We start from the raw sequence: 13964 nt of genomic DNA on the forward strand, positions 1-13964 counted from the left end.
CGCCGTTTCTCCTATTACCCTTTATTTGTATGCTACACTGCAATACAGTATTCGTTCTATGGCCCATACCTATTTACACGACGAATTCTAGACAATAACACAGCGGTGTACTATATAAATATTGGATTATGAAAAAAATAACCTTCTCCATTTGTCTCTTATTAACCGTGCTTTCTTGTAAACAAGGCACACCCGACAAAAACCTCAGCACAGATACAACAAAGCCAAGAGACTATGCTGCCAATTTAGACACAGGAAAAGGTGTCATCAATAACACGAACAGTCCACATGTTAAATTGAAAAGTATTGACATAGGCGACTGTAGATGGACCGAAGGTTTCTGGGCCGATAAATGGAAGGTTGCCGAAGAAACTATGATTCCTCACATGGGCGAAATCCTAAAAGGAGATATCGGTCACGGTTATAATAATTTTAAAATAGCAGCCGGACTCAAAGAAGGTGAACATAAAGGTTTTTGGTGGCATGATGGCGATTTCTATAAATGGATGGAAGCCAAAATGTACATATATGGCGTAAATAAAGATGAAAAAATTGTTGAGGAAATAGATGAGATTATAGACGTCATAGCCCAAGCACAACAAGCAGATGGCTACCTCTCCACACCTGCAATTATAAGAGATGATATAGACCCTTTTACCAACAGAAGGTACCACGAATTATACAATAGCGGTCATTTATTGACTAGTGCTTGTATTCATTACCGCCTGACCGGAAAGACCAACTTCTTGGACATTGCCGTAAAGCATGCCGATTATCTGTATAAATTGTTCTCTCCAAAACCTGACCACCTAAAACGTTTTGGTTTTAACCAAACACAGATTATGGGCTTGGTAGAATTGTACCGTACCACCAAAGACAAGCGCTATTTAGAGCTGGCCGAGCAATTCATAAATATGCGTGGTACGTATAAAATTGAAGATGACGAGACTACAAAAGGGTACCCTATTGGTGATATGGTTCAGGAAAGAGTTCCGCTTCGTGAAGAAACAGAAGCTGTAGGCCACGCCGTACTGGCACTTTATTTTTATGCAGGAGCTGCCGATGTATATGCTGAAACTGGTGAAAAAGAATTGATTGATGCTCTAGAAAGATTGTGGGACAACGTGACCAACAAAAAAATGTACATTACAGGAGCCATTGGTCAAACCCATTATGGTCGTTCTTCTCGCCTTGATAAAATTGAAGAAGGTTTTATTGATGAGTACATGATGCCTAACATGACTGCCTATAATGAAACTTGTGCCAACATTTGTAACTCCATGTTCAACTACCGCATGCTTACATTAACAGGAGATGCTAAACATGGTGATGTTATGGAGCTTGTACTGCACAATAGTGGTCTCTCGGGCATTAGTCTTGACGGAAAAAATTATTACTATTCCAATCCACTTCGGAAAATTGAAGGCGCGCTAGATTATGAAAAAATGAATGTTGAGTTTCCGGAAAGACAACCCTATCTTAAATGTTTTTGTTGTCCTCCAAACTTGGTGCGTACCATTGCAAAATCTCCAGGTTGGGCATATAGCAAATCTGAAAATGGAATTGCGGTTAATCTATACGGAGGAAATGAATTGAACACTACCCTATTGGATGGTTCAGCCATAAAACTCACCCAAAAAACAGACTACCCATGGGACGGTGCCGTTAAGATTACGGTGAATGAATCCAAAGCCGATGCTTTTGATATTCTTCTTCGTATTCCCAGTTGGGCGAAGGGTACTCAAATTTATGTAAACGGCACAAAAGCAGCCGAAGCCGTGCCTGGTACTTTTGCTAAAATTGAAAGAAAATGGGCAGCCGGTGATGAAATCACTATTGACATGCCAATGGAAACCAAATTCATTGAAGGACACCCTCGCATTGAAGAAGTCCGTAACCAAGTTGCCATAAAAAGAGGTCCAGTTGTGTACTGCATAGAGTCCGCAGATTTACCTGAAAAAACCGATATTACTAATGTTTATCTTTCTTCCGCCAAAAAACTTAGTCCTACCTCCAGACCAGACTTCTTGGGAGGTGTCACCACTTTAGAAGGCGAAGTTTTAATACGAAAAGATAAGCTGGGTGAAATGTACCAAGAAGTAAGTGCACCGGAATTTCAATCTTTTAAAACCAATTTTATACCTTACTATGCTTGGAGCAATAGAGGCCAGGGAGAGATGACGGTTTTTCTTCCGGTAATCTGGAATTAGCATTTATGATAGCTCATCACACCTTAATTTAAACAATTTATGGGTTCCTATAAACAGAATGCTTTTAAGTATGCCACCATTGTAGCTATGGGAGGTTTTGTCTTTGGATTGGACGCAGCGCTAATATCGGGAACGGTGAAATTTATCACACAAGAATTTTCACTCTCGGAACTAGAATTGGGTTCAGTAGTAGGAGCTCCGGCCATGGGGGTACTTTTAGCACTTGTGTTTGTGGGATATGCTTGTAATAAATATGGTCGCAGAACCACTTTAATGATTGCTGCGGCCCTGTATCTTTTTTCTGCAATCTCTTCTGCACTGGCTCCATCCTATGCTTCTCTTCTGGTAGCTCGGTTTATGGGGGGATTGGCTTTTAGTTCTATCTCCTTGGCATCTATGTATATTGGCGAAATAGCGCCTCCAAAATGGCGTGGAAAATTGGTTTCCATGACCCAAATAAATATAGTAGTAGGACTTTCCGCCGCCTACTTCATAAATTACCTCATTCTAGGTTGGGCTAACACAGATGCTCCATGGGTTCAAGAATGGGGACTGGACACCAACACATGGCGCTGGATGCTAGGTACTGAAGTTATTTTTGCTTTCTTATGGTTTGTCCTACTCTTTTTTGTTCCCAGAAGTCCGGCTTGGTTACTATATAATGGACGCGAACCAGAAGCCATAAGGATGCTACAAAAAGTAACTCCCGAAGATGAAATTCAGGCCAAAATAAACCAAATGCGCTCTAGTCTTGAAAATAGTAATCAAGACCGCTCAATGCTTACTCAGCTAAAGGAAATTTTTGGTAAGCCAATGCGTGTTACTATGATTATTGCAATGACCATTGCTATCGCACAACAGGCCACGGGTATAAATGCCATTCTGTTCTACGCTCCTACCGTATTTGAGCAATTGGGCATAGGAACAGATGCTGCATTTGCACAGGCCATTTATATTGGACTTACCAGTGTAGTGTTTACAGTCTTAGGTTTATTATTAGTTGATAGAATAGGTCGTAGACCTATGATTATCTGGGGCATGCTTTGGATAATCTTAAGTCTTGGTGTTTGCTATTACGGATTTGAAACCGCCAACTATACCATTAGTGAGAATGCGGTTTCCGAATTGTCTGAAATTCCTAACTCAGAAAGGTTGAATGCCCTAGTAGACGTACCTTTTGATAGTGATATAAGTTTTAAAACGGCGTTAATTGAAACCTTAGGAGAAACGGATGCCAGAGATTATTCAGGTCTACTTTTACAGAAAGCAGCGGATATAAATGCCCTCCTTATTTTATTAGGCATACTCAGTTTTATTGGTGCCTTTCATTTTTCCATCGGCCCTGTTATGTGGGTCTTATTTTCAGAGATTTTTCCTATTTCACTTAGAGGTGTTGCCATTCCATTTTTCACTTTGGTCACCAGCTTTGTGAGCTATTTGGTACAGAAATTTTTTCCCTGGCAATTAGCAACCATGGGTATCAGCTCAACACTCTTATTCTATGCCATTGTCGTAAGCATTGGTTTAGTTATTCTTTATATCTATTTAAAAGAAACCAAAAATATGACCATAGAAGAAGTGCAATTGGCATTAGCCACAAGACGAAAAACCTAATAGATATACAACATCCATATAAATAGATTTTTTATTTAAATCGATTTCTTTTTGAATAACACAGTACAGATGAAACAAGCTACTCCCGCAAATAAAAACAGCCCGTATACCCAACTTAAAAGCATGAACATTGGCGATTGCCAATGGACCACTGGTTTTTGGGCCGATAAATTTGAACTTTGTGCAAATGCCATGGTACCTTATATGGGTGATGTATTATGTGGAGATGTAGGTCACGCGCTTAATAATTTTAAAATAGCTGCAGGTGAAAAAGAAGGCGAACACCAAGGCATGTTTTGGCATGATGGGGATTTCTATAAATTCATGGAAGCCAAAATTTACGTTTACGCCCACACAAAAAACAACGAACTTCTTGCTGAATTAGATGAGTACATAGCCATAATTGGCAAGGCACAGGAAAGTGATGGATACCTTCAAACTCAAATTCAACTTAGAGATGGCGTAGACCGATACGAAAATCGCAAGTACCATGAAATGTATAATACTGGGCATTTACTAATCAGTGCCTGTATTCATTTTAATGTTACCGGACAGCGTAATTTTCTGGACATCGCCATAAAACATGCAGATTTACTGTACACTATTTTTATGCCAGACACCAAACACTACGGTCGCTTTGGTTTTAACCAAACGCAGATAATGGGCTTGGTGGAATTGTACCGTACTCTGGGTGATAAGAAATATTTAAAGCTTGCTGAAAAATTTATTGATAACCGTGGGAAATACGAGGTAAAACATCATGCTACTACCGAAGGTTACCCTATTGGCGATATGGTGCAAGAACGTACTCCGTTACGAGAATCTAATGAAGCGGTAGGCCATGCCGTGCTTGCTTTGTATTACTACGCAGGTGCTGCGGATGTCTATGCCGAAACAGGAGAAAAAGCCCTGCTTGATGCACTAGACCGTCTTTGGGAAAACGTAACAACCAAAAAAATGTATGTTACCGGTGCCGTGGGCCAAGCCCATTATGGCGCTTCGGTAAATCGTGATATGATAGAAGAAGGCTTTATTGATGCTTTCATGATGCCCAATATGACGGCCTATAATGAAACCTGCGCCAACCTTTGTAATGCTATGTTCAGCTATCGCATGCTAAATCTTCACGGTGAAGCAAAGTATGCAGATATCGTTGAGTTGGTTCTTTATAATAGTGCACTATCCGGTATTAGCGTAACTGGTAAAGAATATTTTTACGCGAACCCATTGCGGATGCTCAACAATACCAGAGACTACAATGCACATGAAAATGTAACCGAAACACCAAACAGAGAACCTTACCTGAGCTGTTTCTGCTGCCCTCCAAATTTAGTGCGTACCATTGCAACAGTTTCTGAGTGGGCGTACAGTCTTTCTGAAAACGGATTTACCGTAAATCTATACGGTGCCAATACATTAAACTCAGAGTTAAAAGATGGTTCTCCCATTAAAGTTTCACAAGAGACTGAATACCCTTGGCAAGGAAAGGTTAAGTTAAGAATGGAAGAATGTAAAGCAGATGCTTTTGCAATTAGTTTGCGTATTCCAAAATGGGCAAAAAATTCAAAACTAACGCTCAACGGAGAAGAATTATCTAAAACCTTAGAACCAGGAAGCTTTGTCAAAATTGAACGAAATTGGAAAAAAGGAGACGTGCTCGTTCTTGATATGCCAATGGAAGTTGAGTTTATAGAAGGCCACCCAAGAATTGAAGAAGTACGAAACCAAATAGCCGTAAAACGAGGACCAATTGTCTACTGTATTGAATCGCCAGATTTACCGGAGAACACAGACATTTTGGATATCTACTTCAACGGAAATAAAAGCTTGGAACCAACTCATCAACCTAACTTTTTAGGAGGAATCACTACACTAGAAGGCGAAGTATTGATACGAAAAGATAAAGGTGAAGGCATCTACAGAACCGTTCAAAAACCCGAATGGACACCGCACAAAACTCAACTTGTACCCTATTTTGCATGGAGTAATCGCGGGCAGGCCGAAATGACCGTATTCATGCCCGTTGTATGGGAAGATTAAATTACCGTCCTCACATACCACAACAAACTGACCAAACCGTACCATATAGATAAAATAGTGCCAATAGCGGTTAACCCATGTAAAAAGATTTTTTTGCTTTAGTCCTTTATTTGTAATACTTGGAATCCTGAAAAATTCTGTTAAAGGCATGAACCATGCTCCCGGAAATTCATAGCCTATCTCTTTAACAATTCAGAAAAAGGAGAATCGGCTCACAATACATTCAAAAATATCGCTTTGCAAAAACCTAAATTAAATTTATAGCTATGGCAATTCACTTTAATCATTTTAAACTATTTCTATACGCTTCCGTTCTGGCTGTTACGACCACAGGAATAGCTCAAGAAACTCGTCCTAATATTCTTGTTGTTCTATGTGACGACCTCGGTTATGCAGATGTAGGCTTTAACGGCTCTACGGATATCATAACACCGGAACTTGATAAATTAGCTCAGAACGGTTCTATTTTTACTTCAGCCTATGTTGCTCATCCTTTCTGTGGGCCAAGCCGATCGGCAATAATGACTGGCAGATACCCTCACCTAACTGGTACCGCTTACAACCTGTTTCACAACAGTAGTCAAAATGACGATGACAATATGGGCATTCCTGTAGAGGAGACTTATATGGCCAAAGTCTTGCAAAAAGCAGGATATTACACCAGCGCTATTGGAAAGTGGCACCTAGGATCAGCTCCAAAATTTCACCCTAACAAAAGAGGGTTCGATAATTTTTATGGCTTTTTAGGAGGAGGTCACGACTACTTCCCACATGAATATAACAAGACCTATGATGCACAAATGCAATCTGGTAATAAGAATATTAGAGATTATGTATTTCCGATGGAGCATAACGGAAAGCCTGCCAACGAAACAGAATATATAACGGATGGGTTTTCTCGCGAGGCGAGTAACGATATTAAAATAGCGGCTAAAAAGAAACAACCTTTCTTTATCTACTTGGCCTACAATGCACCACACGTACCACTTCAAGCTAAGGCTGAAGACATAGCCAAGTTTGCCAATATAAAAGACAAAGACCGAAGAACTTACGCTGCCATGGTTTATGCAGTAGACCGTGGTGTTGGAAAAATTGTAGAGACTTTAAAAGAAACGAACCAGCTGGACAATACTTTGATTGTTTTCTTGAGTGACAATGGAGGTAACTTTGATCACGGCGCAAATAACTACCCTTTAAAAGGAACTAAAGGCGATACTTGGGAAGGTGGTTACCGCGTACCAATGTTCTTTCATTGGCCAAAGAAAATTAAGAAACAACAGCGTTTTGATTTCCCTGTTTCTTCTCTTGACCTCTACCCTACTTTTTCCGAACTCGCCGAAGCGAAACTTCCTGAAGGCAAAAAATTGGATGGCAAAAATATCATGGATGATGTATTACAAAATACAGAACCCTACAAAGACGATTTTATTTATTCTCTGCGATACCGTGAAGGTTACAATGATGTGGGTGCAAGACTTGGCGATTGGAAAATTACAAGAATGGGCAATGAGCCATGGAGTCTTCATAACATAACGAAAGATATAGGCGAAAAGAAAAACCTAGCAGGCCGTTACCCAGAACGTTTAAAAGAAATGATAGCCAGAACCGAAGAATGGACAAAGAGCTTTGTAAAGCCTTTATGGTATTATTCCGTAAAGGATAAAGAGTTGTGGGAGAGTGGTCAAATGCCGAATTATGAAGCTACTTTTGAAGTAGATAAACTGGTTGATAGTCCTTATCACAAATAATAGTTACAACTACTAAATAAAAAGAGCCCCGTATGTACGGGGCTCTTTTCTATTATACAAGAATATTATATTCTATTTTGCTACGTTTACTGAACGGGTTTCCCTTATTACAGTAACCTTTACCTGTCCAGGATATGTCATATCCGTCTGTATCTTCTGTGAAATCTCAAAAGACAACTGAGCCGCTTTCTCGTCATTCACTTTTTCACTTTCAACGATTACCCTTAGCTCACGTCCTGCTTGAATAGCATAGGCCTTTTGAACTCCACCAAAACTGAAAGCAACCTCTTCAAGGTCTTTTAAACGTTGAATGTATGAATCTAACACTTGTCTACGTGCTCCTGGTCTTGCTCCGCTAATAGCATCACAAACCTGAACGATAGGCGCAATAAGTGTCTTCATTTCTATTTCATCGTGGTGAGCACCAATAGCGTTACACACGTCTGGTTTTTCACCATATTTCTCAGCCCATTGCATACCTAAAATAGCATGTGGTGTTTCTACCTCAGCTTCGGTATTAGGCACTTTACCTATATCATGTAAAAGTCCAGCACGTTTGGCCAGTTTTGGATTTAACCCAAGCTCTGCAGCCATTACACCACATAACTTAGCAACTTCTCTAGAGTGCTGTAATAAGTTTTGACCGTAAGAAGAACGGTATTTCATTCGGCCAACAGCACGAACCAATTCAGGATGCAAACCATGAACACCCAAATCAATAACGGTACGTTTACCGACCTCTACGATTTCTTGTTCTATTTGATTCTCTGTCTTTTTAACTATTTCCTCTATACGTGCCGGGTGTATTCTACCATCCGTTACTAGCTTGTGTAAAGAAAGCCTTGCAACTTCACGACGAACAGAATCAAAACAAGAAAGAATAATAGCCTCTGGCGTATCATCTACGATAATTTCAACACCTGTAGCTGCTTCCAAAGCTCGGATGTTTCTTCCCTCTCTACCAATAATTCTACCCTTAACATCATCAGATTCCAAGTTAAAAACAGACACACAGTTTTCTACTGCTTCTTCCGTTCCTATACGTTGAATTGTATTTATTATGATTTTCTTGGCCTCTTGTTGAGCTGTTAACTTAGCCTCCTCTACAGTAGTTTGTATATAGGCCATAGCATCTGTCTTGGCCGTTTCCTTCAACGACTGCATTAATTGCCCTTTAGCATCATCTGCTGAAAGTCCAGAAATAACTTCTAGCTGTTGTACTTGATTTTTGTGAAGCTTTTCTAGTTCGCTTTGCTTCTTTTCAAGAAACTCTTCTTTGTGGGTAACTTCTTTTAATTTACCGTCAAGTTGAATGTTGAGTTTTTTGCTTTTTGCCAATTCATTACTAACCTGAGACTCTTTATCACGAGTACGCTTTTCTGCCTCACCAATTTTTTTATCCTTGGATATAATAACTTTTTCGTGCTCTGCCTTTAACTCTAAAAATTTCTCCTTGGCTTGAAAAATTTTGTCTTTCTTAATATTTTCGCCTTCTGTCTTGGCGGCACTAACTATCGTGTTCGCCTCGCTTTTAGCGTTGGAAAGAGTTTTTGAGGCTTTTCCCTTTTCCATGAATTTTGCGATGGCAAATCCAATCGCAAGGCCGACGATGCCGGCTATTATAAGTGTTGCACTATCCATATATCTAACAATTTAGGTTTGAACGCGCTTGAGTACTTAGAGCTGTACATGAAGAATGATGTACCGACCACAGTTGCTCAAACAAATCCATAAAAAAAGCCCACATCAGAGAAGTTTTGTACAAACTCCAATAAACAGGTTTAGGGCTACAAGACTGATCAAGAATCCCTATACGAGTAGGGCCTGCTTTTACAATCTAAACTCACCCTTTTTAAACAAAATTAATGTTGAGTTTGTCAAAAGGTAATACCAATGTGGGCAGTAACTTATGTATTTTAAAGAACGTATTTATTTTATACCAAGCTTGGAGGTAACCAAATCATCTAACGCTTTAAGGCGTTCAGTTGCGTTTAGGGTTCCTTCGGACTGATCAATACCGCGTTGCTCTATTTTAGATGCAAATTGTAAGGCACACATGGCCAAAACATCTTGTTTATCTCGCACTGCGTAACTCTGTTCAAACTTTTTTGCCAATTGCTCAATGTTCTTCGCTGCCTTTCGCAAGCCTTCTTCTTGGCTTGGATCGATAGTCAAAGGGTACACCCTATCTGCTATGGAAAGCTTAATTTTTAGCTTTTCTGACATTTTATCTTTTGAACATTATTCCGAAAGTTGTGCTATGCAATAGTCCAACTCTCTGATCAATGTATTTATTTTAAGCTTAGCTTCAGTTTTATTTGTATTACTGCCAAGCATTGAGTTTGCGAGCTTCAACGAGTTGTATTTCTCTTCCCACATAGAAACGGAATCCAACACTTTGTCCTTGTCCTCTTTAATATCATTAAGCTCCTCTTGCAATCTATTGTTGGATTGGTGAAGCACCTCCAACTTGTGCAAAAGCTTGCTTATTTTATTCTCTAAAGAGTCGACAACTTTGACTAATTCACTCATAAATCAAACGCAATGCATTTTACACAAAGTTAACATACCTGCCCTTACTTAGCAATACTTTTTTGAATTATTCTTCAAGTAATACTTTAAGGCCTTAAATAACGTTGGTTAAAGAAGATGTGTCATTTTTCGTGCTAGATATTTTCAAGAATTCAAACGGTTTGGCTAATTTCGTATCACTGTCCAAAAAATTATGAGAAAACTTTTTGTAGCCCTTTTATTATTCATAACCGCTATTGGTACCTCCCAAGAGAAATATCCGCAAGATGCGTTTAGATCTCCGGTAGACATTCCCTTAGTTCTTGCGGGTACATTTGGCGAACTGCGTTCAAACCATTTTCATTCTGGTATTGATATTAAAACAGAGCAACGTGAAGGACTGCCTATCTACGCCATTGCAGACGGTAGTGTTACCCGTGTTAAAGTCTCTCATTGGGGCTACGGAAAAGTACTATACATTGCACACCCAAATGGCTACACCTCTGTTTACGGGCATCTTCAGAAATTTGCTCCTAAAATTCAAGAATTTGTAAAGAAGTTACAGTACAAGAAAAAATTGTACGAGGTTGAAGATTTTCCTGAATATGCCGAAATAAAAGTCGAAAAAGGAGAAATTATCGCCTACGGCGGAAACACTGGAGGATCTTCCGGACCGCACCTTCATTTTGAAATTAGAAGCAGTATCTCAGAAAAACCTACAAACCCTCTACTCTATGGTTTTGATGTTAGAGATGCTACAAACCCCACATTACAGAAAATATACGGTTTTCCATTATCTGACGATGCGCAAATCAATCAGAATAAAAATACTACCGCAATTAATTTTACCAGACAAAAAGACGGAACTTTTTTAGCGGACCCTGTTTATGCTACCGGAACTATAGGACTTGGTTTTATTGGTTATGATCGTCAAGATCTTGCCGCCAACCATAACGGTTTATACTCCGTACAGCAATTGGTGAATGGAAAAGTTTATACTGATTATGACCTGGAGTCCTTCTCTTTTGGTGAAACCAGGTATATTAACACTTTAATAGATTACTACTACTATGGCAAATACCGCCAGCGAATTCAATTGCTTTATAAAGCTCCCGGAAATAGATTAAGCATCTATAACAAACTTGAAAATGACGGGAAAATAGTGGTTCGTGAAGGACTGAGCTATAAAGTAGAATTATTGATAAAAGATTATGCGGGTAATCTAACAAAAGCCATCATACCTGTAGAGGGCAAAAAAGAACCTGTAAAAGTTGAAAAGGACGAAAAAAAGACGGAAAACTATGTCATTGCCAAAAAACCGAACAATTACGATTTAGGTGCTGCAAAAGTATATTTTCCTTCAAATACTTTTTATGATGATTTTTATATCGATCTAAAGAAAGATGACGATACCGTTAGGATACACAATTCCCGTGTGGCCGCTCACCGGAATTTCACTATTACTTTTGATGTAACAAAATATACCGAAGCAGAGAAAAAACAAATGTTCATTGCAAGACTTAACAGTAGATTACGACCATCACATGCCTCTACTTATAAGCGCGGCACAACGTTTACCACTAGAACCAGGAACTTGGGCACCTACACTCTTGCGAAAGACACAATCGCCCCAAAAATTCAAACCAAAAATTTCAAAGAAAAACAGTGGTTAAATAATTATCATTACCTCAGCGTACGTATTACGGATGACCTTAGCGGTATAGACACCTATTCTGCTACTATTAATGGGGAATGGATTCTTATGGAGTATGAGCCAAAGACCAACACACTTACCTATAATTTTGACGATGTTATTCTTGACAAAAAAGAATGCAAACTTGAAGTTACAGTAACCGACAATGTTGGTAATACAAACATTATGACCAGTACTTTTTACAGAAAATGACACCTCTTTGAAGTGCACTAGACTTATTCTGCTTTTTGTACTATTCGGTTTTACACTTCACATAAGTGCGCAGACCGCTACCCTAACCGGCATTGTACTGAACAACGAAAATGAACCTTTGCAAGAGGTAAATATTGCAATTGGGTCAATTGGCACTTTTTCTGACGAAAACGGATTTTACTCACTTCAAGTAACCGCCGACGAAGCCATTACCGTAACTTTCTCTCATTTAGGTCATGAGAATGTAGTGCTGGAAAACCTAGTTCTTAATACCAACGAAGTTTTTGAATTCAATCCCGTTCTAAGTACGAATACCATACAAATTGCTGGAGTAACCATTACGCCCACAGGCAAAAAATCCGTTACAGGAATCATCACTGTGAGTCCAGAAATCGTACGTAATATTCCAGGTGCAAATGCAGGTGTTGAAAATATTCTAAAGCTATTACCTGGTGTTTCTTCAAGTAATGAGTTAAGTACCCAATACAACGTGAGAGGTGGTAATTATGATGAAAACCTGGTGTATGTTAATGAAATTGAAGTCTATCGTCCTTTTCTAGTTCGCTCTGCCCAACAAGAAGGAATGAGTTTTGTAAATAGTGATATGGTTCAAAATGTACGGTTTTCTTCGGGAGGGTTTCAAGCTAAGTATGGAGACAAACTTTCTTCCGTATTAGATATTACCTATAAAAAACCTTCGGAAACCGGAGTACAAATAGACCTTAGCTTTTTGGGAGCGAGTGCAACCGTGGAAACCGTTTCTAAAAACAAAAAATTAAGCACCATAAGTGGGGTGCGTTATAGAAATAATGGTTTGCTCGTTAATAGCCAACAGACCAACACCAACTTCAACCCTACTTTTGCAGATGCCCAGACTTTTACGACCTATCGGTTTTCGAACAAATTCCATCTAGATTTTTTAGGTAACATTTCTATCAACGATTACCAAAACGAACCTCTAAAAAGGCAAACTAATTTTGGAACCATTTCAGAACCAAAATCTCTTGTGGTCTTTTATCAAGGTGAAGAAAACAACAGATACAATACAGTTCTAGGAGCCTTAAAGGGTAACTATTTTTTAAACGACAATACGACCTTAAAGCTTATAGCTTCTCTCTACCACACTACAGAAGAGGAATACTCAGATGTAATTGCTCAGTATGCTTTGGGCAGTGTTGATAGTGATTTATCTAGCGATTCTTTTGGCAGCGCAACCAACCTACGAGGGATTGGCACACAATTTAACAGAGCCAGAAATGAACTAGATGCTTTGATTTTTAATCTATCACACAAAGGCAATCATACCTCAGAAAACAAAGTGCTGGAATGGGGTTTAAAATATACCCATGAAGACATTCGTGATCAATTACGAGAATCAGAATTTATAGACTCTGTCGGCTTTTTTGTTCGCCCACCTTTACCTGAATTCAGTAATAATCAACCCGAAGAGCCTTTTGAGTCTCCCCTTGTTGCCTATGACGGTGTAAATGCAACAAATTTTGTAAAAACCGACCGGTTTTCGGGATTTGTTCAATTTAGCAACCGTTTAAATATAGCAACACACAACGTTTACTACAATCTTGGAATTCGCGCGCAATATTGGTCCGTTAGTGGCAAGGATATTAAAACTTCATCACAGACAGTAGTAAGTCCGCGTGGGCAAGTTTCCTTAAAACCCAATTGGAAGAGAGACATGCTTTTTAGGCTCTCGGGCGGTCTTTATCACCAACCTCCTTTTTATCGTGAGCTACGTGATCAAACCGGCACTATAAACCCAGATGTAAAAGCACAAGAATCTATTCACTTCGTTTTAGGCAATGAGTATTCCTTCAATCTATGGGAACGTCCTTTTACACTAATGAGTGAAGTATATTATAAGAAACTCAATAACGTGAACACCTATACTCTAGAAGACGTGCGCATACGATAGGTGGC

Annotated in this window: 9 protein-coding genes and 1 other RNA gene; 6 read left to right on the top strand and 4 right to left on the bottom strand. The window is 39.2% G+C overall.

All coding sequences use genetic code 11. The features are described from left to right. Positions 1 to 128: 128 nt before the first annotated feature. The 4 genes from HW347_RS08730 (at position 129) to HW347_RS08745 (ending at position 7612) form a co-directional block, all read left to right on the top strand. Positions 129 to 2210 (top strand): glycoside hydrolase family 127 protein, encoded by a 2082-nt coding sequence (locus HW347_RS08730; RefSeq protein WP_214611487.1) that lies wholly within the window; start codon positions 129 to 131, stop codon positions 2208 to 2210. A gap of 39 nt (positions 2211 to 2249) precedes the next feature. Continuing rightward, complete coding sequence (locus HW347_RS08735; RefSeq protein WP_214611488.1) at positions 2250 to 3824, top strand: MFS transporter; 1575 nt, start codon at positions 2250 to 2252, stop codon at positions 3822 to 3824. Between the two features lie 51 nt (positions 3825 to 3875). Continuing rightward, complete coding sequence (locus HW347_RS08740; protein WP_317195307.1) at positions 3876 to 5864, top strand: glycoside hydrolase family 127 protein; 1989 nt, start codon at positions 3876 to 3878, stop codon at positions 5862 to 5864. A gap of 266 nt (positions 5865 to 6130) precedes the next feature. Continuing rightward, the gene (locus tag HW347_RS08745) at positions 6131 to 7612 is read left to right on the top strand and encodes a sulfatase family protein (protein WP_214611489.1); all 1482 of its coding nucleotides are present in this window, start codon (positions 6131 to 6133) and stop codon (positions 7610 to 7612) included. Positions 7613 to 7684: 72 nt separating this feature from the next. On the opposite strand, the gene rny is transcribed toward HW347_RS08745, so the two are convergent. From rny to HW347_RS08765, 4 genes are all read right to left on the bottom strand, one after another. Next, positions 7685 to 9253 carry a ribonuclease Y gene (rny, locus tag HW347_RS08750; RefSeq protein WP_214611490.1) on the bottom strand — a complete coding sequence of 523 codons (1569 nt, stop codon included), beginning with the start codon at positions 9251 to 9253 and terminating at the stop codon, positions 7685 to 7687. Between the two features lie 122 nt (positions 9254 to 9375). Then, positions 9376 to 9486: non-coding RNA, 6S RNA (ssrS, locus tag HW347_RS08755), on the bottom strand. A 55-nt stretch (positions 9487 to 9541) separates the two neighbouring features. After that, positions 9542 to 9838, bottom strand: coding sequence for a cell division protein ZapA (locus tag HW347_RS08760; RefSeq protein ID WP_194535733.1), 297 nt, complete (start codon positions 9836 to 9838; stop codon positions 9542 to 9544). A 15-nt stretch (positions 9839 to 9853) separates the two neighbouring features. Beyond that, the gene (locus HW347_RS08765; protein ID WP_214611491.1) at positions 9854 to 10144 is read right to left on the bottom strand and encodes a hypothetical protein; all 291 of its coding nucleotides are present in this window, start codon (positions 10142 to 10144) and stop codon (positions 9854 to 9856) included. A 193-nt stretch (positions 10145 to 10337) separates the two neighbouring features. Between HW347_RS08765 and HW347_RS08770 the strand changes: the two genes are divergently transcribed. Together HW347_RS08770 and HW347_RS08775 are read left to right on the top strand one after the other, a co-directional pair. Continuing rightward, a complete protein-coding gene (locus HW347_RS08770) occupies positions 10338 to 12029 on the top strand; it encodes a M23 family metallopeptidase (protein ID WP_214611492.1) in 1692 nt (563 codons plus the stop codon). 7 nt (positions 12030 to 12036) lie between these two features. Continuing rightward, positions 12037 to 13959, top strand: a complete 1923-nt coding sequence (locus HW347_RS08775; RefSeq protein ID WP_214611493.1) for a TonB-dependent receptor — start codon at positions 12037 to 12039, stop codon at positions 13957 to 13959. Positions 13960 to 13964 lie beyond the last annotated feature (5 nt).

Source organism: Zobellia barbeyronii (assembly GCF_018603515.1).
GTDB lineage: Bacteria > Bacteroidota > Bacteroidia > Flavobacteriales > Flavobacteriaceae > Zobellia > Zobellia barbeyronii.